Annotated in this window: 19 protein-coding genes; 12 read left to right on the top strand and 7 right to left on the bottom strand. The window is 70.6% G+C overall.

All coding sequences use genetic code 11. The features are described from left to right. Positions 1–65 precede the first annotated feature (65 nt). Genes HY68_RS31485 through HY68_RS31460 form a run of 6 tightly spaced genes read left to right on the top strand, consistent with a single transcriptional unit; the run spans position 66 to position 5757 of the window. Positions 66–917, top strand: coding sequence for an STAS domain-containing protein (locus HY68_RS31485; RefSeq protein WP_041998210.1), 852 nt, complete (start codon positions 66–68; stop codon positions 915–917). Then, the gene (locus HY68_RS31480) at positions 914–1288 is read left to right on the top strand and encodes an STAS domain-containing protein (RefSeq protein WP_041998208.1); all 375 of its coding nucleotides are present in this window, start codon (positions 914–916) and stop codon (positions 1286–1288) included. The genes HY68_RS31485 and HY68_RS31480 overlap by 4 nt, the downstream gene beginning before the upstream one ends. Further along, positions 1285–1707: an anti-sigma regulatory factor gene (locus tag HY68_RS31475; protein ID WP_041998206.1), complete on the top strand. Its 423-nt coding sequence runs from the start codon at positions 1285–1287 to the stop codon at positions 1705–1707. The genes HY68_RS31480 and HY68_RS31475 overlap by 4 nt, the downstream gene beginning before the upstream one ends. After that, positions 1695–2771: an ATP-binding SpoIIE family protein phosphatase gene (locus HY68_RS31470; RefSeq protein ID WP_241778819.1), complete on the top strand. Its 1077-nt coding sequence runs from the start codon at positions 1695–1697 to the stop codon at positions 2769–2771. The genes HY68_RS31475 and HY68_RS31470 overlap by 13 nt, the downstream gene beginning before the upstream one ends. Continuing rightward, a complete protein-coding gene (locus HY68_RS31465; protein ID WP_041998205.1) occupies positions 2768–4150 on the top strand; it encodes a sensor histidine kinase in 1383 nt (460 codons plus the stop codon). The genes HY68_RS31470 and HY68_RS31465 overlap by 4 nt, the downstream gene beginning before the upstream one ends. Next, positions 4147–5757, top strand: a complete 1611-nt coding sequence (locus HY68_RS31460) for a fused response regulator/phosphatase (protein ID WP_041998204.1) — start codon at positions 4147–4149, stop codon at positions 5755–5757. The genes HY68_RS31465 and HY68_RS31460 overlap by 4 nt, the downstream gene beginning before the upstream one ends. A 31-nt stretch (positions 5758–5788) precedes the next feature. Here the strand turns inward: HY68_RS31460 and HY68_RS31455 are convergent, their stop codons facing one another. Continuing rightward, the gene (locus HY68_RS31455) at positions 5789–7504 is read right to left on the bottom strand and encodes an MFS transporter (RefSeq protein ID WP_078864044.1); all 1716 of its coding nucleotides are present in this window, start codon (positions 7502–7504) and stop codon (positions 5789–5791) included. Positions 7505–7699: 195 nt separating this feature from the next. Further along, entirely contained in the window at positions 7700–8707 is a 1008-nt protein-coding gene (locus tag HY68_RS31450) for a phosphotriesterase (protein ID WP_041998202.1), read from the bottom strand. Positions 8708–8845: 138 nt separating this feature from the next. Between HY68_RS31450 and HY68_RS31445 the strand changes: the two genes are divergently transcribed. Both HY68_RS31445 and HY68_RS31440 read left to right on the top strand, forming a co-directional pair. After that, on the top strand, positions 8846–9325 hold the full coding sequence (locus tag HY68_RS31445; protein ID WP_157874469.1) for a hypothetical protein: 480 nt from the start codon (positions 8846–8848) through the stop codon (positions 9323–9325). Then, on the top strand, positions 9325–10932 hold the full coding sequence (locus HY68_RS31440; RefSeq protein WP_041998199.1) for a multicopper oxidase family protein: 1608 nt from the start codon (positions 9325–9327) through the stop codon (positions 10930–10932). The genes HY68_RS31445 and HY68_RS31440 overlap by 1 nt, the downstream gene beginning before the upstream one ends. An 82-nt stretch (positions 10933–11014) precedes the next feature. On the opposite strand, the gene HY68_RS31435 is transcribed toward HY68_RS31440, so the two are convergent. Beyond that, positions 11015–11830, bottom strand: coding sequence for an AfsR/SARP family transcriptional regulator (locus tag HY68_RS31435; protein ID WP_041998197.1), 816 nt, complete (start codon positions 11828–11830; stop codon positions 11015–11017). Between the two features lie 265 nt (positions 11831–12095). Between HY68_RS31435 and HY68_RS31430 the strand changes: the two genes are divergently transcribed. After that, a complete protein-coding gene (locus HY68_RS31430) occupies positions 12096–12704 on the top strand; it encodes a response regulator transcription factor (protein ID WP_041998196.1) in 609 nt (202 codons plus the stop codon). Here HY68_RS31430 and HY68_RS31425 read toward each other — a convergent pair. From HY68_RS31425 to HY68_RS45715, 4 genes are all read right to left on the bottom strand, one after another. Next, on the bottom strand, positions 12680–13861 hold the full coding sequence (locus tag HY68_RS31425) for a histidine kinase (RefSeq protein WP_041998195.1): 1182 nt from the start codon (positions 13859–13861) through the stop codon (positions 12680–12682). The two genes, HY68_RS31430 and HY68_RS31425, sit on opposite strands and share 25 nt — an antisense overlap. An 83-nt stretch (positions 13862–13944) precedes the next feature. Next, positions 13945–15492: a SagB family peptide dehydrogenase gene (locus HY68_RS31420; RefSeq protein ID WP_157874468.1), complete on the bottom strand. Its 1548-nt coding sequence runs from the start codon at positions 15490–15492 to the stop codon at positions 13945–13947. 30 nt (positions 15493–15522) lie between these two features. Beyond that, positions 15523–17850: a TOMM precursor leader peptide-binding protein gene (locus tag HY68_RS31415; RefSeq protein WP_041998194.1), complete on the bottom strand. Its 2328-nt coding sequence runs from the start codon at positions 17848–17850 to the stop codon at positions 15523–15525. Next, on the bottom strand, positions 17847–18029 hold the full coding sequence (locus tag HY68_RS45715; RefSeq protein ID WP_041998192.1) for a hypothetical protein: 183 nt from the start codon (positions 18027–18029) through the stop codon (positions 17847–17849). The genes HY68_RS31415 and HY68_RS45715 overlap by 4 nt, the downstream gene beginning before the upstream one ends. 204 nt (positions 18030–18233) lie before the next feature. Here HY68_RS45715 and HY68_RS31405 point away from each other — a divergent pair, with 204 nt between their 5' ends. From HY68_RS31405 to HY68_RS31395, 3 genes are all read left to right on the top strand, one after another. After that, positions 18234–18626, top strand: a complete 393-nt coding sequence (locus HY68_RS31405; RefSeq protein ID WP_078864043.1) for an SCP2 sterol-binding domain-containing protein — start codon at positions 18234–18236, stop codon at positions 18624–18626. Positions 18627–18736: 110 nt separating this feature from the next. Continuing rightward, positions 18737–20239 carry an acyl-CoA carboxylase subunit beta gene (locus tag HY68_RS31400; protein WP_078864129.1) on the top strand — a complete coding sequence of 501 codons (1503 nt, stop codon included), beginning with the start codon at positions 18737–18739 and terminating at the stop codon, positions 20237–20239. 131 nt (positions 20240–20370) lie between these two features. Then, on the top strand, positions 20371–20796 hold the full coding sequence (locus HY68_RS31395) for a DUF3291 domain-containing protein (protein ID WP_041998190.1): 426 nt from the start codon (positions 20371–20373) through the stop codon (positions 20794–20796). Positions 20797–20943: the final 147 nt, after the last annotated feature.

Below are 20943 nucleotides of genomic sequence, written 5' to 3'. Positions count from 1 at the left end.
TCCATGCCGTAGGCTTCCCAAAGATTGTCTGACCGCATCTTTTTAGGATGTTAAGGAGCACCGTGATGGCGAAGCAGGATGCCGGAGCCGGGCTGGTGAAGCTCCTCTCGGCCGACGCGCAGCAGGTGGCGACCGGCTGGGTCGAGCGCGTCTCGGATTCCCTGGGCGGCCGCATCAGCAGGGCCGAGGTCGACCAGGAGCTGCGCGAGCTGTTCACGGCGCTGGTCGAGGCACTGCGGGCCGGCGGCCCCGACGCCCACGGTGAGGCGATGTCCGAAGTCAGGGCGCTGCTGACCGAGTTGTCGCGGAACCGGGCACGCCAGGGCTTCACGCCGACCGAGACAGCGGTCAGCGTGCTCGCGCTGAAGCAGGTCGTCGAGCCGGTCCTGCGTGACGGTTCGGCCGCCGACATCCAGGCGTACCTGGAACTGAGCCGGCTGGTGGACGAACTGAGCCTGTTCACCATCGAGACGTACACCCGGGCCCGCGAGGAGATCATCAGCTCCCAGGCGGACCAGCTCATGGAGCTGTCCACGCCCGTGGTGAAGCTCTGGGACGGCGTGATCGCCGTACCGCTGGTCGGCACCCTCGACTCCGCCCGTACCCAGGTGGTGATGGAGAAGCTGCTGCAGGCGCTGGTGGACACCGGCTCCGAGCAGGCGATCATCGACATCACCGGGGTCCCCGCCGTGGACACCCAGGTCGCCCAGCACCTGCTGAAGACCATCGTCGCCGCGCGGCTGATGGGCGCCGAGTGCACGGTGTCCGGGATCCGGCCGCAGATCGCCCAGACCATCGTGGCGCTGGGCATCGAGTTCGGTGACATCGTGACGAAGGCGAGCCTGGCCGACGCGCTGAAGCTGGCGCTGCGCAAGTCCGGTGTGGATCTGGTCGCCCGCAAGGATGTGCTGCGGTGACCGAGCGCGTTCCCGTCCTGCGGATCGGTGACGTCCTGCTGGTCTCCATCCAGGTGGACCTGGAGGACCAGACCGTCCTGAACCTGCAGGAGGACCTGGCGGCACAGATCGTGGCCAGATCGGCGCGCGGTGTCGTCATCGACATCACGGCCGTCGAGATCGTCGACTCGTTCGTGGGCCGCATGCTGGCCACGATCGCGGCCATATCCCGCATGCTCGACGCGGAGACGGTGGTGGTCGGCATGCGCCCGGCCGTCGCCATCACGCTCGTGGAGCTGGGTCTGTCGCTGGGCGGTGTGCGTACCGCACTCGACCTGGAGAAGGGCCTGGCCCTGCTGCGGCGATCCGACAGCCGCACGGATCCGGCATGATCACGCCCTGGGCCGCCGGGGAGGCACCGCAGACACACCCCATCGTGAAGAACGACGACGTCGTCCGGGTGCGCCAGCTCGCCAGGACACTGGCCCAGCAGTGCAAGCTCTCACTCGTCGACCAGACGAAGTTCATCACGGCGGCCAGCGAACTCGCCCGTAACACCCTGGTGTACGGCGGTGGCGGGCTGCTCACCGCGGGTCTTGTCCGCAAGGACACCCGGGTCGGGGTGGCCGCGATCTTCAGCGACGACGGTCCCGGGATCCCGGACATCGAGCTGGCGATGACCGACGGCTGGACGTCGGGCTCGGGTCTCGGGCTCGGGCTGAGCGGGGCGCGCAGGCTGGTGGACGAGTTCGACCTGAAGACCGAGGCGGGGAACGGCACGACCGTCACCGTGGTCAAGTGGTCGAGGTGACCGCCCTCGGCGTGCTCGACTGCGAGGATGTCGCCTGGTTCCGCGACAGCCCGACCATGCCCGCCTCGGCGCGCGGCGCCGCCGCCACCCTGGCGCGGCGGATCGGGCTGAACAGCCATCGCGCCTCGGAGGTGGCACTCGCCGTCACGGAAGCGGCGACCAACCTCCACCTGCACGCCGTCGACGGATCGCTGCTGCTGCGGGTGTTGCGTACGGCGAACGAGGCCGCGGTGGAGTTCCTGACCGTGGACATGGGGCCCGGTATGCGCGACGTGGCCGGCGCGTTCGCCGACGGGACCTCCTCACGGGGCACGCTCGGCATCGGGCTCGGCGCCGTGGCGCGGCTCGCCGACACCTTCGACATCCACTCCATCCCCGGTCGTGGCACGGTGATGAGCGCGCAGTTCTGGTCGCGCAACGCGTCGGACAGCGTACGGGCGTCGGAGACGGCCGTGGTCGACACGTCGGTGGCCGCCGGTGTGACCCGTCCCATCAGCGGCGAGACCAGCTGCGGCGACGCGTGGGCGGTACGGGTCGAACCCGGCGCGGACGCCGAAACGGCGCCCGCGCTGCTGGTGATGATGTGCGACGGGCTCGGGCACGGCCCGCTCGCTGCCCTGGCCGGTGACACGGCGGTCACCGCCTTCCGGCAGAGCAGTGCCCGGCTGCCCGACGCCGTCCTGCGCGACATCCATACGGCGCTGCGCGGCACACGGGGCGGCGCGGTGGCGGTCGCCCGGGTCGAGCCGTCGGCGGGGCGCCTGCTGTACTGCGGTGTCGGGAACGTCAGCGGCTACGTCATCACTCCGACGGCCAGGGCCGGGCTGATGTCGGCGCCGGGCATCGTCGGCCAGCAGATGCGCACCCTGCGCACCTTCGAGCAGCCGCTGGTGCCGGGCGGTGCGCTCGTGATGCACTCGGACGGACTGACCGAGCGCTGGACCATGGACGCCCTGCCGGGACTGCTGCAGCACACCCCCGCCGTGATCGCGGGGCAGTTGCTGCGCGAGGCGGCCGTACGGCGCGACGACGCCGGGATCGTGGTTGTCAAGGGAGCCTGGTGAAGGTGGCCGGCGCCGGCGCCGGACATCTCCTCGCTTTCGACCTCGCGTCGGCGCAGGACGTCTTCGCGCTGCGCCGCAGCGGGCAGTCGGCGGCCGAGGCGCTCGGCCTCGACGCCCAGGACCAGGTGCGGCTCGCGACGGCGCTCAGCGAGCTGGGCCGGGACCGGCTGGGCTGCGCGGCGCTGACGGTGACCTTCGCGCTGGCCGGCGAGGCGCCGCCCACCCTGCTCGTGACGCTCGCCTGGAACAGCGGTCCGCCGCCCAGCACCGAGTCGCTGGAGCTGGCGACCCGGCTGGTGCCCAGGCTCCGGCACGAGCCGGGCGACCCGCGCAGCCGGATCGTGGTGGAGCAGCCCGCCGTCGCCCTCGCCCCGCACGAGGCACACCGCCGGGTGAGCGAGGCGCTGCGCCGGACGGACCACACCACGCTCGCCGAGGATCTGCGCGCCCAGACCCGCGACCTGATCGCCACGCTGGAGGAGACCCGCGCCCAGCGGGAGGAGCTGCGCCGGCTCAACGAGGAGCTGGAAGAGACCAACAAAGGTGTGCTGGCGCTGTATACCGAACTCTCCCAGGAGCTGGAGGAGACCAACAGCGGTGTGGTGGCCCTGCACAGCGAACTGGAGGACAAGTCGCGGCAGTTGCGGGAGACCAGTGAGGCGAAGACCCGGTTCTGGACCAACATCAGCCATGAGCTGAAGACCCCGGTCAACGCCGTCGTGGCCCTGTCCCAGCTGCTGCTGGCCCCGGACTCGGCGTATCTGGACGACGAGCAGAAACACCGGATCGCGCTCATCGCCTCGTCGGGGAACACCCTGCTCGCGCTGGTCGGTGATCTGCTGGACGTGGCCAAGGCCGAGTCGGGGCAGCTGGAGCCGCACCTCGAACCGGTCGACCTGCGGACGCTGGTGGGGCAGCTCGGCGGTGTGCTGCGCAGTATGTTCCCCACCGACGACGTCACGTTCGTGACACCCGAGGCGAAGACCCTGCCCGTCGTGGTCACCGACGAGGTGCTGCTGACCCGGGTGCTGCGCAATCTGCTGTCCAACGCGCTGAAGTTCACCGACAGCGGCGAGGTACGGCTGGACGTCGAAGCCGACTCCGCCGGGCCCTGGCTGACCTTCACCGTCAGCGACACCGGCGTCGGCATTCCCGCGCACGAACTCAAGCGGGTCTTCGAGGAGTTCTACCAGGTGCCCGGGGCACACCAACGAGGACGACAGGGCACAGGACTCGGGCTGCCGTACGCCCGCACCCTCACCGAGCTGCTCGGCGGCACGCTCCGGCTGACCAGCAGGCCCGGGACCGGTACCCGCATCGTGGTCCGGCTGCCCAACCCGTCCCCGGGGACGACACACGCACAGGAGGCCGACCGGTGACCGACGACGCGGCGCTGCTCGACAGTGCCCCAGCCACCGTTCTGGTGATCGACGACGACGAGTCGAACCGCTACGTCCTCAGCAGCTGGCTCAGGCGGGGCGGGCACACGGTGATCGAGGCGCACGACGGGACACAGGGCCTCGCGCTGCTCGCGCCGGGCCTGGAGCCGCGGCCCGAGGTCGCCGTCGTCGACGTACGGCTCCCGGACATGACCGGGTTCGAGGTCTGCGAACACATCAAGGCGGACCCGTACACCGCGGCGCTGCCGGTGATCCATATCTCGGCGGCCGCCCTCACCCCCGAGGACCACGCCGAGGGGCTGCACCGCGGGGCGGACGCGTATCTCAACCAGCCCATCGATCCCGCCGAGTTCCTGGCGACCGTCACGGCGACCCTGCGCTACGCGCGCGCCCGCCGCAGGGCCGAACGGCTCGCGGCGCGGCTGACCCTGCTCAACCGCACCACCCTCGACGTGTACCGGGCGATCGGCTTCCACTCCTTCGCCGCGGCGGCGACGGGCGGGGCCGCGTCCCTGATGTCGTGCGCCGTCAGCGCGGTCTTCCTGACCCCGCAGGGCCAGGCGGTGCACAGCTCCATCACCGGGCCCGGCCAGGCGCCGCGCTCCACACCGTCCACCCCCGAGCTGCTGAACCGGCTCGCCGGACACACGCTCGGCACCGGCACCGGCGCGGAGATCGCCCGGCTGCCACGGGCCGTGTGGAAGACACTGCTGCCGGGCGACCAGCTCGACGAGGACGTGATCCTGGCGGTGGCGCGCACCAAGCGCGGCCGGCCGCCGGTCTGCTTCGCCGTACCGGCCGCCGCCGTGGGCGGCAACGACGACCAGGAGCTGTTCCAGCAACTGGCCCATGCCTGCGCCCTGTCGCTGGAGGCGCTGCGCACCTACAACGAGGAACACTCCTTCGCCCTCACACTCCAGCGCACCTTCCTGCCGGACCGGCTGCCCGCGGTGCCCGGGGTCGATCTGGCGTTCCGCTATCTGCCGGCGTCCCGGCATGCGGAGATCGGCGGTGACTTCTACGAGGCGCTGGAGACCTCCGACGGGCTGCTGCTCGCCATCGGTGACGTGGCGGGGCACTCCATGGCGGCGGCGGCCGTGATGGGTGAGGTGCGGCACGGGATGCGCGCCTACGCGCTGGAGGGCCACTCCCCGCACCACATCAACGAACGGCTGGAGACACTGCTGGCGCAGTCACAGCCGGGGCTCACCGTGACGATGTGTCTGATCCTGGTCGAGCCCGGTGGCCGCAGGCTCCACATCTCCAACGCGGGGCACATTCCGCCGCTGCTGCTCCTTCCCGGCGGCGGGGCCGAATTCGTCCACGAGCACGGCCCGTTGCTGGGGTTGGGGCTGCCGCACCCGGCGGCCACGGTGGTCGACACCGCGCCGGGCACCCGGATCGTCCTCATCACCGACGGGCTCGTCGAGGTCCGCAGTACCAACATCGACGACAGTCTCGACGAGTTGAGTGCCGCGGCCGCGACGGGTCCGCAGGAGCTCGAAGCGCTGTGCGACTCGCTGCTGGAGAGGTTCGGCGAGGAGAAGGACGACGACATCGCCCTGCTCACCGTCCGGCTCAACTGACCGGATCAACAGGCCGGATCAACTGGCCGGATCAACTGGCCGGCCGGGCGCCTCCGTCGGCGAGCGCACTGACCTCGCTGTCGACGTATCCGCGGTGCCGCTCGGCGTCCTCGCGCGCCTTCTTCGGGCTCCAGCGTCCCGCCATCACGAAGATGAACGGGATGAAGACGACCTGGCCGCCGACGGTCACCCACCACCAGGTCTGCCACTGACCAGGTCCGTCGGCCACCGCCTTCTGCACCTCGGGACCGTGCTCGCGAAGGATCTTCAGCTGCGGCTGCGCCTTCTGTACGAGCGCCAGGTCGGCGGGTCCCACCTCTCGGGCGGCCTGTTGTGCCAGCGCCGGGGGGATCGCCGTCGGCGGGTACTTGGCGAGTTGGGCGAAGATCTCGGGGTGCGCGTCGACGACGGCCAGCGCGGGCGCCGCCTGTGCCTGCGCGGTCGCCACCTCCGTACCGTGTTCGACCAGCGGGGACGCCGAGGTCACCACGATCGGGACGAAGGCCGAGGAGACCGCGACCACGATCCGGATGATCCAGCCCCACACGGCGAGTCCGGTGGCGGTGGCGGCCGGGTTGCGGCGCTCCACGGTCTCGGTGAAACTCGCCATCCACGGCGCGTAGGCGATGCCGGAGAGCGCCCCGATCCCGATGAACAGCACGGCGAAGGTGTAGTAGCCGGTGTGCGGATGCGTCGCGAGGACGGCGAACGTGGACGTGACGGCGATCGAGCCCAACCCGCCGACCAGCATGAACGGTTTGCGCACCTTGACGAGGTCGGAGAGCAGCCCGGCCACCACGAGGGCGATGGCGTTGGCACCCCAGTACCAGTTGGCCAGTCCGTTGGTGCGCTGCTGGCTGTAGCCGAAGTTGGCCGAGAAGTAGACGACGAAGTTGCCGACGGCGGCGAAGTACAGCAGCAGGAAGAGGCTGATGGCGATGGCGGAGCCCACCACGTCGAGATGGAGCATCTGCCGCCAGGTCTGTTGTGACTCCCTTACGGGCGCGGCTCGTTCGGCGCGGGCCTCGACCAGTTTACGGTCGTGCAGGCTGACCATGACCTGGTCCCGCATGCCGGGGGACAGCTCCCGCAGCCCGAGCAGGGCGATCACGAACATGATCAGCCCGGCGATGCCGGAGTAGCGCAGCTCGTCCTGCCAGGTCGACGAGTCGAGTGTGCTGCTGGTGACCACGGTGACGACGAGACTGCCGAGGACGGGACCCATCGTCCAGTACCCCATGGCGGTCGCCCTGCCGAGCTGCGGCGAGAAGTCGCGGATCAGTGCGGGGGTCGCGACCAGGACGATGCCCTCGACGAAGCCGACGGCCGCGAAGAGGATCAGATAGGCCGTCTCGTTGGGCGAGTTGGGCAGTCCGAGCAGCAACAGCAGTCCGGCCACGAGCAGTCCGTAGACAACGAGGTTCGCCCGTCCCCAGCGGTCGGCGAAGCCGGCGATGAGGGAGGTGAAGGCGCCGACGGCGTTGCCGATGACGGACACCCACACGAAGTAGGTGTACGACATGTGGTAGTTGGTGATGATCGAGGTGGCCACCGCGTACTGCACGTACAGCATGTAGTAGAGGACGACGGTGGTCACGACGACGATCGCGAGATAGCCGTAGCGGCGTGCCGGGTCGGGATAGTGCGCCAGGTCCCGGCGCCAGAGCCGGGCACCGATACCGGGCGTGCCGGCGTCGGTGGTGGGTCCGTTCCCCATGTCGGCAGCCTGCGGCGGATGGGTGGACATACGGCCTCCTCGGGGTACCGGGAGCAAGGCGTCCGACCGCGCTTGATGCGCCGGTGGCCGCTCCGGGAACGACCAGAGGCTAGTACCGACTGGTCGGTACGGCCTAGATGCGTGCAGGGGGAATTTGACCGGACACCGGGGCGCCGCCGGGGCGGCTCAGGGCTCGACGGCGGCTGGTGGCGGATCGGTGGCCGTTCAGTAGCCGCCGCGCCCGCGCAGGATCCGGCGCGGGTTGTCGACCAGCATCGTGGCGATCTCGCTCTCGGACACGCCGCGCGCCCGCAGCGCGGGCAGCACATCGCGGGTGAGGTGCAGATAGTGCCAGTTGGGCAGCAGTCCGGGCAGCTCCCGCATCGGGAACCAGTCGATGTAGCAGGACGCGTCGTGGGACAGCACGATCCGGTCGGCGTAACCGCGCTCGCACAGCGCGGCCACCGTGGCGACCCGCCGTTCGAAGGGCAGGAGCGAGTCCAGACCGAACCGGTCCATCCCGAGCAGTGAGCCCCGGTCGGCGATGGCCGTCAGATAGTCCAGGTCGGCGCTGTCGCCGCAGTGTCCGATGACGACGCGGGTGAGGTCGACCCCCTCGGCGGCGAACAGGTCCTGCTGCTCGATGCCGCGCCGGGTCCCCGCGTGGGTGTGGGTCAGGATCGGCACACCGGTGGCGCGGTGCGCCCGTGCGACGGCCCGCAGCACCCGTTCCACACCGGGGGTCACACCGGGCTCGTCGGTGGCGCATTTGAGCACCCCGGCCCTGACCCCGGTGTGGGCGATGCCTTCGGTGATGTCGGCGACGAACAGGTCCACCAGGGGGTCGTCGCCGCCGAGCGGTGTGCCGGGGCCGCGCATGCTCAGATAGTGCGGGACGTCGTTGTAGGTGTAGAGCCCCGTGGCGACGACGATGTTGATGCCGACCTGTTCGGCCACCCGCTGGATCCGCGGGATGTACCGGCCGAGTCCGATGACGGTGGGGTCGACGATGGTGGAGATTCCGGCGGCGGCGAGTTCCGTGAGCCGCCGGACGGCGCGCGGCACCTCTTCGGACTCCTGGAACCCCTGGTGCTCCGGGTAGTTGTCGGCGAACTCGGGGCTGAGCACGAAGATGTGCTCGTGCATCAGCACCCTGCCGAGCTCACCGGCCGGCACGGGGCCGCGCACGGTGGGCACGGTGTCCGGTGTCGCGGGGGTGTCTCCGTACGCCATCGCCCGGCCCCTCCCGCGTCGCCCGTGTGGTGCGCGGTAGTGACCGTAGAGGCAGCCCGTCGCGCGGTCAATGGGCGCTACCGGCGGTCCAGTCGGCGCTGCGAGACTGCACGACGCCACCGACCCGGAGTGATGCAGATGACCCAGTCGCTCGAAACACTGCCGCCCGAAGAAGGACCCGGCGAAGAACCGGACGAGACCCCCGCCGGGAGACCCGGTCCCGCGCGAGCCGCCAGGCGCTGGCCGCTGGTGGTGCTGCGCACCCTGGTGTGCGCGCTGACACTGCTGATGCTGATCCAGCCGGTCCTGGCCGGACAGTTCGTCACCGGTGACACCGATCTGCTGGACCTGCACGCCCTCAACGCCACCTTCATCTCCGCCGTGAGCTGGATCCTGGTGGCCGCCGCCGTCACACTGTGGCGGCCCGGCGGCGGACCGGTGTGGCCGATCGGTGTGACACTGCTGGTGGCCGGGCTCGTGGAGGCACAGAGCGGCTTCGGCTACTCGCGGAATCTCGCCGTGCACATCCCGCTCGGTGTCGCCCTGGTCGCCGGTACGACGGCGCTGGGGTACTGGGTGTTCGCCTACCGGCCCGGCCGGCCGCGGAACGCGTCGTGATGCGCGCACGGATCGACCGGCGGACGCTCGTCAAGGGCGCCGCCGTCGCCGGGATCGGCGCCGCCGGCCTCGGTGCCACCGGCTGCGGCGCCGACCGGGGCGACGTGTCGGGGGAACAGCTGACCAGCGCGGCCCCGCTCCCCCGGCCCTTCCGGGTGCCGCTGCCGGTGCCGGTCACGGCAAGGGCACAGCGCGCCAAGGACGGCAGCGACCACTACGAACTCGTGCAGCGGCGGGGCGAGATGGAGATCCTGCCGGGGCTGCGTACCGAGGTCTGGGGGTACGACGGCACGTTCCCCGGCAGCACACTCGTCGGCCGCTCGGGCCGCACCACCACCGTGCGGATCCGCAACAGCCTGCCGGTGCCGACCTCGACGCATCTGCACGGCGGGGTGCAGGCCGCCTCGTCCGACGGCTATCCGATGGACCTGGTCCTGCCGCCCGGCTACCGCCATCCGCCGGCCGGGCCGGCACACGCCATGCCGGGGATGCCCGGAATGCCCGGGACAGCGAAGGGCGGGGCTGCGGGGTGGACGCTGACCTCGGGCGCCAAGACGTACACGTATCCCCTCGACCAGCCGGCCGCCACGCTCTGGTACCACGACCACCGGATGGACTTCAGCGCGCCGCAGGTCTGGCGCGGGCTCGCCGGGATGTTCCTCGTCCACGACGACACCGAGGACGCGTTGCCGCTGCCCCGGGGCGAGAAGGACATCCCGCTGATGATCTGCGACCGTGCCTTCGAGGAGGACGGGGCGTTCCGCTACCCGTCGCTCGACCCCTCGCTGACCGGCCGGCCGGGCGTCGAAGAGGCGTACATGGAAGGGGTGACGGGCGATGTGGTTCTCGTCAACGGCGCCGCCTGGCCCGAGTTGGAGGTGTCGGACACCCTCCACCGGTTCCGGATCGTCAACGTGTCGAACGCGCGCCGCTACCGCTTCGCGCTGGAGCCGGGTCCCCGTACGGGCTCAGGGTTCGTCCAGATCGGCAGCGACAGCGGCCTGTTGGCGGCGCCGCTGCGCCATGACGAGCTGCCCGTCGCGCCGGGTGAGCGCTTCGACGTGCTGATCGACTTCGCCGCGTATCCGCACGGCTCCACCGTCGAGCTGGTCAACACCCTGGGCAGCGGCGGCACTCGGCGGGTGATGCGGTTCAGGGTCAGCAGGCGCGAGAAGGACACCAGCCGGATCCCCGGGCGGCTGGCGGAGTTCGAGACACTGCGGGCGGCCCAGGCGGTCGCTGAGCGCAGATTCGACTTCCGGCTGACGCAGGGCGGCGGCAGTCGGATGTGGACCGTCAACGGAGCCCCCTTCGACCATGCGAAGGTGCTGGCGTCACCGCGGCTCGGCACGGTCGAACGCTGGCGCTTCAGCAGCGACTTCCACCATCCGGTCCATCTCCATCTGGCCCGCTTCCAGGTGGTCGCGCGGGGCAACGGCGACCCGCTGGCGAGCGACGCGGGCTGGAAGGACACGGTCGACGTCAGGCCGTACGAAGTGGTGGACGTCCTGGCCAGGTTCACGGGCCAGCGCGGCCGGTACATGCTGCACTGCCACAACCTGGAGCACGAGGACATGGCGATGATGGCCAACTTCGAGGTCGTCTGACACACCCTCCCGCTCGCACTCGCGAAAGCCGGTGCCGGACCCCTGCGTGCGGGTCCGGCACCGGCTTCGTGGCGCGGGAGGCTCAAGCGGCGTACATGTCGAGGACCCGGCGTCCCGGCCCCCGGTAGGTCTGGTCGAGGTCCACGTCTCCCCCGAGGATCGCGCGCTGGAGGCGCTGGAGCCGCGGGGAGGGGTCGAGACCCAGATCCTCCACGAGCCGGCCGCGCAGCTTCATGAAGACCCCCAGGGCTTCCGAAGGCCGTCCCGACCGGTAGAGGGCGATCATGCGCTGTGCGTGCAGGCCCTCGTGCAGAGGGTTGCGGGCGGTGAGGACGGTCAGCTCGGTCAGCAGCTCCGAGTGGCGCCCGAGGGACAGTTCGGCGTCGACGCGGCGCTCCAGCACACCGAGCCTGCTCTCCTCCAGACGGACCCGTTCGATCTCCAGCAGCGCCCCGGGCCGGATGTCGGCGAGCGCCGGTCCGCTCCACAGTTGCAGGCTCTCGCGGAAGATCCGCACCGCGGCCGCGTCGTCGCCGGACTCGAAGACGCGCTGCCCCTCGGCGGCGAGCCGGTCGTACTCCATCGCGTCCACACTGCCCCGCGGCACGTTGAGCCGGTAGCCGTCGTGCTTGTAGACCAGGATCTCCTTGGCGTCGCAGCGTCCCCTGACGGACGCGTCGATCAGCCGGCGCAGCCGCAGGATGTACGTTTGCAGCGTCGCCGAAGCGGTCCTGGGCGGTGAGTACTCCCACAGCTCTTCCATGAGCATCGAGACGGGGACCACCTGGTTGGCGTGCAGGGCGAGGAGAGCGAGGATCTGTCGCGTCTTCGCGGCCGACGGGAGTATCGGGGAGCCGTCCTCCTGTGCGTTGAGAGATCCCAGCAGGGTGATCTCCATCTGGTCTCCATACTGCTCCGAAGGGATGGTACGAGGTGCGCGGATCGGGATCCGCACTGTCTTGAAGGTCCCATGCGGGCGTACGGCGCCAACAGTGCGGAGATCCCCGGTCGTCCGTGATCCCCTCAGCCCCGGAGTATGAGAAGTTCACATTCCGCTCGGCCCGTCGTAGCGGTCCGCCGGACGTCGTTCGTCTAGCATTCCTCGGGGAGTTGAACGTCTGCTGCGTCCATGTGATGGGCTGTTCGTTCGAAATGGGGGGCTTTTGATCCGTATCGTCATAGCCGAAGACATGCACATGGTGCGCGGTGCACTGGTGGCGCTGCTGGAGATGGAGCCGGACTTCGAAGTCGTGGCCCAGCTCGCGGCCGGGGACCAACTCGTACCCACCGCGCTGGAGTTCCGGCCGGATGTCGCGATCATCGACATCGACCTGCCGGGCCTTGACGGGCTCAGCGCCGCCGATCTGCTCCGTACGGCGCTGCCGAGCTGCCGGGCGCTGATACTGACCAGCCTGGGCCGTCCCGGCACGTTCCGGCGGGCGCTCGCCGTGCGGGTGTCGGGCTTCCTGCTGAAGGACGCGCCGCCGGACCAACTGGCGGACGCGGTACGCAAGGTGGCGGCCGGGGTGCGGGTCATCGACCCGCAGCTCGCGCTGGCGGCCTGGGAGGTGCTGGAGAATCCGCTGACCCGCAGGGAGATCGAGGTGATGCGGCTCGCGGCGGACGGCGCCGAGGCGATGGAGATCGCCGGCCGGCTGTTCCTGTCGATAGGGACGGTACGCAACTACCTGACCAGTGCCGTCACGAAACTCAACGCGCGTAACCGCGTCGACGCGATCAGGATCGCTCAGGACAACGGCTGGCTGACCTGACGCGCTCCGACCCGCGGCACTTCCACCACCAGCCGGTACCAGCCGTCCGCGTCGACGTGCGAGGTCAGCCGGCCGCCGATCTTCTCGGCGCGCACCCGGAGGTTGCCCAGACCGCTGCCGTTGGAGGGGCCTGTCCTTCTCGACTCGTCGGCGCCGTCGTTGGCGAGGGTGAGCCGGATCAGGGACCGGCCGTCCTTGCCGGTCACCTGCCGGGCCTCGATGTGGCAGTTCTGCGCCTTGCTGTGCCGCAGGACGTTGGTGACGCCCTCGCGGATCACTGTGGCGAGCACGGTGCTGGTCGCCGCGGGCAGCGGACCGCAGTCCAGGTCGATGCGCGCGCCGATCTCGGCGACGGTCAGCACCTCTTCGGCCGAAGCGGCCTCCGCCGTCAGCGACATGTCGCGGTAACCGGTGGCGACGGCACGCACATCGGCGAGCGCCTGCCGGGATATCTGCAGGATGCCGACAAGTTCCTCACGGGCCCGCTCGGGACGGGTGGCGAGCAGACGCACCGTCAGTTCACTCTTGAGGGTGATCGCGGAGAGCCCGAACCCGAGCAGGTCGTGCAGGTCCCTGGCGAACCGTAACCGCTCCTCGGCCACCGCCATGTACGCCAGCTCCTCGCGGGCCTGGTGCACCTCGGCCACCAGGTTCGCCAGCCGGGTCAGACCGTAGACGATGAGCCCCGTGAGCACGGTGGAGACCACGAGGTAGGAGGTGTCGACCCAGTGGACCCCGCTCAGACCGGCGGAGACGCCGGCCGTGCTCACCACGACACCGAAGGCCAGCCAGCAGACAGGCGCCGCGACGATCAGCAGACACGATCCCGCGAGGAAGCCGCCCATGCCGCCCCAGGTGGCACCGAAGAACACCATGGGGACATAGGTCAGCAGCGTCTGGGCGCCCAGGGTCCAGGCCCCGAACCGGTCCCGGAAGCGCTGTGCGTCCGGGGAGCTGTGCACGGCCTGGATCGCGAACAGCGTGACGGCGCAGAAGAGACAGCCCGCCATGAGCAGCGCGCTCGGGTCGGTGTCCAGCACGTTGAGCACGGCGATGAGTACGAAGCCGGAGAGGACCAACAGCACGATCGTGAAGGCCAGTCGCGGCGGCAGAACTTCGGTCTGTTCTCTACCGGACCGCAGAAATCGTCGCGGCATCCCCACACGTCCCCCCGTTGAGGCACACAGCTACACCCCCATAGTAGGGCGCACGGGACGGCGTTGGTGCGTTCCTTGAACTCTCATTCGACCGGCGGCGCCCCCTGCGGACGGTCAACAGCCTTTTCGGACAGGCTCGTTCGGAACACCTCAGCGGTCCGTGGCTGGTCGGCGCCCTCCTGCGGCTGCTCCGGGCGGGGGCCGAGGACGAACGAACCCACCGGCGACTCCGTCCGCCAGTCGAGACCCAGTGCGCCGGCGCACACCGCGATGTCCTCACTGCACACCGCGCAGGTGGCGAGCCCCATCGCGGCACCCACCAGGTAGAAGGTCTGCAACAGCGCCCCGGTGTGCTTGAGTACCAACGAGTAGGCGAGGCCGCTGTACTTCCACGACAGCCGCTGGAACCGCGAGGTCAGCGTGATGAGCACCGGCGGCGGCCCGGACAGCGGGGCGGCGGCCATGGCGCCTGCCGCCATCTCCCCCGCCGCCGCCGGATCGTCGTTGACCAGCACCAGGGCGTGCTCGTGCGGGTCGTAGTAGTGGATGCCGTCCACCAGCCCCTCGCAGTCCCGCACGGTGAGATACAGCTCCAGGTCATAGGCGGCGCCGCCGGTGGGATACGGCCGGTCGGTGACCTGGTAGCTGGTCTCCCCCGCCCCCGACATGCCGGTCGAGCGGACCCGGGCCGTGCGGAACAGAAACTCGCCGAGGGTGCTCAGCCGCAGGGCCGGCGCCCCGTAGGTACGCCGTGATCTGCGGCCTTCGAGCACTTCGGTGAACGGGGCGTCCCGGGCGGCGATCGTGCCGAGTTCCGGCCGGGGCAGCGCGACGACCTTGCCGCGCGGGCGGCTCTTGACCGCGGGCTGCGGCGCGATGCTGCCCGCGTGGGCGAAGGTGGCGCCGAAGTCGCCGTCGGTGCGCCCCATCACGGACCGGGTGTGGAAGAGCATGTCGTGCGCCGACCAGGTCCGCAGGGCCGCGTCCTCGTCCTCGTCGAACCCCCCGTCCGCCGATCGCGCCACCAGCGCCATGCCGGTGCCGATGAGATAGCCCAGGATCTCCACCACCACCCCTTCGGCCAGCGGCAGCCCCGCCTCCACCGTCGCGACGTCGGCGGGCCGGCCGAGCGCGGCGACGACCCACTGCGCCTCGGCCTTGTGCAGCAGCACCCGGTGCAGCGAGAGGGGTGACTCCAGCAGGAACATGTCGCCCTCCCGGCGCAGCACGGCGAACCGGGAGAGCTTCAGCGCCCGGTCGGCTGGCGGCGGTTCAGGGGCGAACCGGGCTGCCCGGGACAGCGGTACGACGGAGAGCACCGGCTGCCCGCTGCCTGCGAAGGCGAGCGAGCGTACGACGAGGTGCTGCAGGCCGAGCAGCACGGCGCGCCAGGAGCGCTGGGCGCCCTGGTCGGCCGGGATGTTGTCGAGGCTGACCGGACCGAGACTCATCCGGCGCAGGGTCTCGATCAGCGCCGGCCCGGGCCTCCTGATCCGCAGATCGGCCCAACGGCCGTGCAGCTCCACCGTTTCGCCGTCCTCGGCGGCCTCGACCCGCACATCCTCACGCAGGGACCACAGGGGTGTGGTCGCCTGCGGAGAGGCGTGTTCCAGGCTGGCTGACTGCTGCACGGTGGGCTCCCGGGTGGACACGAGTGGCGGTCAGACGAAGAGGGGACGTGGATTGAGGGCGGAGCGGGCCGTGGGCGCGGCCAGCCGGCCCAGCGCGACGGGTACGTCGTACAGCCTGCCGGGCGCGAACCTGGCCCAGAACGAACGCAGCCCGGGGACCAGGACCTTGACGACGGGCAGTCCCACATCGGGCCGGGTCTGGTCGAGCACCAGCAGTTCGAGACCGCGCTCGCGTACCAGCTCGGTGACGGCGTTGATGTCGTCGAGCAGGTCGTCGCCGCGCGGGCGGGCGAAGTCCGTCAGCCGCCGGGCGGGTTCTGGCGCGGGGCGCAGGTAGGGGTCGCTGTCCAGGGTGGCGTTGCGCCACCAGTCCAGCGGTTCCGGGTCGGTCAGTGTGTATCCGCTGCCGTCGGGCTTCGCACCGAGCGCGGCGGGCAGCAGCTGGTTCAGCTCGGTCAGCGAGCGGCGCAGCGCGATCCGCGCGTCGAAGTGGGCGCCGAAGCCGAAGACGATGTCCTCGGCGGGCTTGTCGGTACGGCGTGACAGGGCGACGAAGACGGGGATGCCGAAGTCGGACGTCAGGTCGAGCGCCCACACCTCGCGCCCCAACGACCGGTGCACCTGCCGCAGTTCGTCGGTCCACGGGTCAGCGGCCGCGTCGAGGTCGACGGCGGGCTGCCGGGTGCGGTTGTACCACCACAGCGCCACCGCGTCCCGCTCGACCAGCTCCAGGAAGCCTTGCAGGACGGCGTCCTCCAGACTGCTGCCCGCCGCGTTCCCGTTCGAGTCGGCGTGCGCGAACCGGCGCCCCCGCACCGGGTTCAGCCGCTCCGCCGAGGTGGCGAAGTAGAGCAGCGCGGTCGGCAGCAGCTTGTGGCGGCCTTCGGTCAGCGACCAGACCGGGGTCCAGTCGATCGTCGCGTCCTCCTCGAACGGGGCCGGGACGTACTGGAATCCGGAGTGTGCGGCGTTCCATTCGGTGCGTCCGGCGAACTGCGCCGGATCGTACAGCTGGCAGGTGTCCGGATGTACGGCGCGCTCGCCGAGGTCGGTGTAGCGCGCGCTGATCCTGGCCTCGTCGCCGTGCACACAGCCGGAGTAGCGCTCGACCGACTCGCACAGCGCGCTGACCTCCGCCTCCAGCGGGGTGGTGCCCTTGCCGCCGTTGACCTGGCGCAGCCCGCTGGTGAGTGCGGCGAGCCCGTTGGCGTAGCCGGCCGGGTTCGGGCCCGAGCTGAAGCTGTTGAGGAAAGCGGGGCCGCTCTCCACCCGGCTGATGTCGGCGACGACTCCGGTGACCGGGCTCACCAGATGGCCGAACGAGTCCAGGGTCTGCTGGGCGGTACGGGAGCGGTGGCCGCCACTGGCCGCGATCTTGTACCGCGAGCGCGGTACGACGGGCCGTCCGGCCTGCCGGGCGACCAGGCCCGGGTCGCCGCACTCGGGGCACTGCGGGCGGCGGCGCAGCCGGTGGTGGCGTGATTCGAGGGTGAGGGTGTCGAAGGTCAGCACCCGGTCCTGGTCGGTGTGCTGGTGTCCGGCCAGGAACTTGGCCGCCTCAAGACCGGCGATCTGCAGACCGGCGACCCGGGTGCACGGCAGTCCGGCGAGCGGCCTGGGCATGGGGCCCTGCAGTCCGAGCGCGGCGCGCACCTGCGACTCCACCGCGCGGTGCAGCCGCACCGGCTGGGCGAGACAGGACCAGCAGGGCCCGGCGCCGGGCCGGAAGACCGGACCCACCCAGACGGTGGCGCCGGTGGGTTTGGCGAGCAGCCACGGCCGGCCGCTGCGCCGGTGTTCCGCGTCGATCTCGCCCAGCTCGGGGGTGAGGTAGTCGTCGCAGACGACCACGGTCAGCGCGGCGTCCGGCGCGCCGCCTTCGGCGACGGTCAGACCGGAGGCGCGCAGGGCGCGGGCGGCGGCGGGGTGGGACAGCTTGCCGGTGGTGCGCAGTTCGACCACGGCCGAGGCGGACCTGGCGCGGGCGGGCGTCCCGTCGAGGCCCGCGAGTTCCCAGTACGCCTCGGCGCTGTGGTCGGCGGCGGCGATGTCGGTGGTGTCGGTGTGACCCACGGCGTCGGTGGTGTCGGTGTGGGTGTCACCGTGCTCGCGGAACTCGATGAATCCCGCGTCGGCGAGCTGCTCGATGAGGGACAGCAGCCGGGCCGCCGGCAGCGGCTGCGGGGCGTCCCGCACCAGTGCGGCGAGGTCGCGGCTGCCGTCCAGCAGCGGGGCGACCGTTTCCAGATGGGGCGCCCTGAGGGCGGTGACTCCGCGTTCGGAGATCAGGTACGTCGCGTCGTCCGGCACCACCTCCGCACGGAGGTGGCGCCGGAATCCGATCAACGAATCTCTCATGAAGCGGAGTTGTTCGCGTAGCACAGGGTGTACAGGGCGGGCGCCGCCGACGAGGCGGTCAGCTCCTCGATGACGAGCTCCATCGGCTCGTCCTGGGGGAGGTAGGAGTTGAGGTGGTCCTGGTGCGTGCTCGTCGAGTGGCTGTCCTGCGTGGCGAGAGTGCTGTGGCTCGTCAACATGGGATGGGCTCCTGACTCGGCGGTGCTTTCCGTTGCGGACATTCATCAGCATGCGGGATCGGCGGCGGCGGTCACAGTGCCGGCCTCACCCACCGCATATGAGGAATTCATAGCCCCCGGGTAGCACCGGTTTCCCGGCGAGCCGCCGCGTCCACCGGCCATCCACCGGGCGGCCAGTCCGGCGCGCCATGGTCGGCAGGCCAGATGGCCGGAAGGAACCACACGGAGGGAAGACCCATGGTGGCCGCCGCCCGGATAAGGGAAGTTGAACGTACTCTCGACCAGCTCCTCGACTGGTGCTGCAGAGGGGCGCTCGCCAGCTCGCACGGCCGGACGGGTGTGTTCCGTTTCGTCGTGGACACCCCTGTCGGCACCCGTACCCGCTATGTGATCGCGACGGACCAGGGCTGCTCGACGGCGCACACGATCGCGCACCCGCCCAACGCGACGCTCTCGCTGAGCCAGGAGAACCTCACCAGGCTCGCCCTGGGTGACCTGCGCGGCGCGCTCGCCTTCGCCACGGGCAGGCTGCAGATCGAGGGCGACATCTTTCTCGCGATGAACTGGATCGACCAGCTAGGGAGAAGCCCGCTGTGACCACCCACGCCCAGGAGACACCTCAGCAGACGGCCCAGGATCCGGCGCTGCCGGACCAGTTGAGCGGAGCCGGCGGCAGGCTCGCCGAACTGCGCAGGATCAAACAGCAGATGGTCGCGGGCCCCGACCCGCGCGCCACCGAACGACAGCACGCGCGCGGTAAACTGACGGCCCGTGAGCGGATCGCGATCCTGCTGGACGAGGACTCGTTCACCGAGATAGAGGGGTTGCGCAGACACCGTGCCACCGGCTTCGGCCTGGAGGCGAAGCGGCCCTACACGGACGGTGTGATCACCGGCTGGGGCACGGTCAACGGCCGTACGGTGTTCGTGTACGCGCACGACTTCCGGATCTTCGGCGGCGCGCTCGGCGAGGCGCACGCGCAGAAGATCCACAAGGTGATGGACCTCGCCCACTCCGCGGGCGCCCCGCTGGTCAGCCTCAACGACGGCGCGGGCGCGCGGATCCAGGAGGGCGTGACGGCGCTGGCCGGCTACGGCGGCATCTTCAGCCGTAACACGCGCTCGTCCGGTGTGCTGCCGCAGATCTCGGTGATGCTCGGCCCGTGCGCCGGCGGCGCCGCGTACTCCCCCGCCCTGACCGACTACGTCTTCATGGTCAGGGAGACCTCGCAGATGTTCATCACCGGCCCTGACGTGGTCCGTTCGGTGACGGGCGAGGAGATCACCCAGAACGGCCTCGGCGGCGCCGACACGCACGCCGCGACCTCGGGCGTCGCGCACTTCGTCTACGACGACGAGACGTCCTGCCTCGAAGAGGTGCGCTACCTGCTGTCGCTGCTCCCGCAGAACAACCGGGAGCTGCCGCCGGTGGAGGTCGGCGACGATCCGGACGACCGGCTCTGCACGGCCCTGGCCGACCTGGTCCCGGAGGATCCGGCCAGGCCCTACGACATCAGGGCCGTCATCGAGGAGATCGCCGACCACGGCGAGCACTTCGAGGTGCACGCGGCCTGGGCCGGCAGTGTGGTGTGCACCCTGGTCAGGCTGGGCGGCCAGGTGGTCGGTGTGGTGGGCAACCAGCCGTCGGCGCAGGCCGGTGTGCTGGACATCCACTCGTCGGAGAAGGCCGCGCGGTTCGTCCAGACCTGCGACGCCTTCAACATCCCGCTGGTGACCCTGCTCGACGTGCCGGGCTTCCTGCCGGGCGTCGACCAGGAGCACGGCGGGATCATCCGGCACGGTGCCAAGCTGCTGTACGCGTACTGCAACGCCACGGTGCCGCGGATCCAGTTGATCCTGCGCAAGGCGTACGGCGGCGCCTACATCGTCATGGACTCGCGTTCGATCGGTTCCGACCTGTCGTTCGCGTGGCCGACCAACGAGATCGCCGTGATGGGGGCCGAGGGCGCCGCCAATGTCGTCTTCCGCAGGGAGATCGCGGCCGCCGACGACCCGGAGGCGGAGCGGGCGCGGCTGATCGCCTCCTACAAGGACGAGTTGATGCATCCGTACTACGCGGCCGAGCGCGGTCTCGTGGACGATGTCATCGACCCGCAGGACACCAGGAAGCTGCTGATCACGTCACTGCGGATGCTGCGGGCCAAACACGCCGAAGTGCCCGCGCGCAAGCACGGTAATCCGCCGATGTGATCGCCGCGCGGATGGACGGCGCATCGGGTGGGTAACTCCGGTGCGTTGTCCGCGTGCCGAGCCCGTGCAGGGCCGATCCAACCCGACTGACCGATGCAACTCCCCACGTTCGAAGCCGAGTAGGAGATCCGATGGCACACACACTCCCCTGGTCGTCAGGGCCGGCGGCAGGCCGGTCCGGTGACGACATCGTCGTGATGGCGTCCCGGCTGAAACTCAAGTCCCTGGTGCGCGTCCCGCGCTTCTTCATCCTGTCCGGCGGCGTGCTGCGGCAGGTGCGGCAGTCGCAGGGCGCCGTCGGCGTGACGCTGCGGGCCGATCCGTGGCGCAAGACCTTCTGGACGCTGTCCGCGTGGGAGAACCGGGCCGCGCTGCAGAGTTACATCAAGACCGATCCGCACTTCGCCGTGATGGCCAAGCTGCGTCCCGCGATGCGTGAGTCGCTGTTCGTCTCGTGGCAGCAGGACGCCGGGCAGCGGCCGTCCTGGGACGAGGCGGACCGGCGGCTCGCCGAGCAGGAGACGGCGCAGCGCGCCGCCGGGGAGAAGCAGAGCTGACCCGATCCTTACGAGCGTGCGCGTGCGGGGCCCGGACGGACGACGCCGGGCCCCGCTGCCGTCCCGGGCCCCCGCGGGGACCCGGGACGGCAGCGGCGTCAGACGAACTGCGGCCGGGCGGCGAAGAGATGGCCCGCCACTTCGGCG

Source organism: Streptomyces sp. AcH 505 (genome assembly GCF_000818175.1).
In the GTDB taxonomy this organism is placed as follows: domain Bacteria; phylum Actinomycetota; class Actinomycetes; order Streptomycetales; family Streptomycetaceae; genus Streptomyces.
The sequence above is the reverse complement of the archived record's forward strand: the minus strand, read 5'-3'. Positions and strand labels throughout refer to the sequence as shown.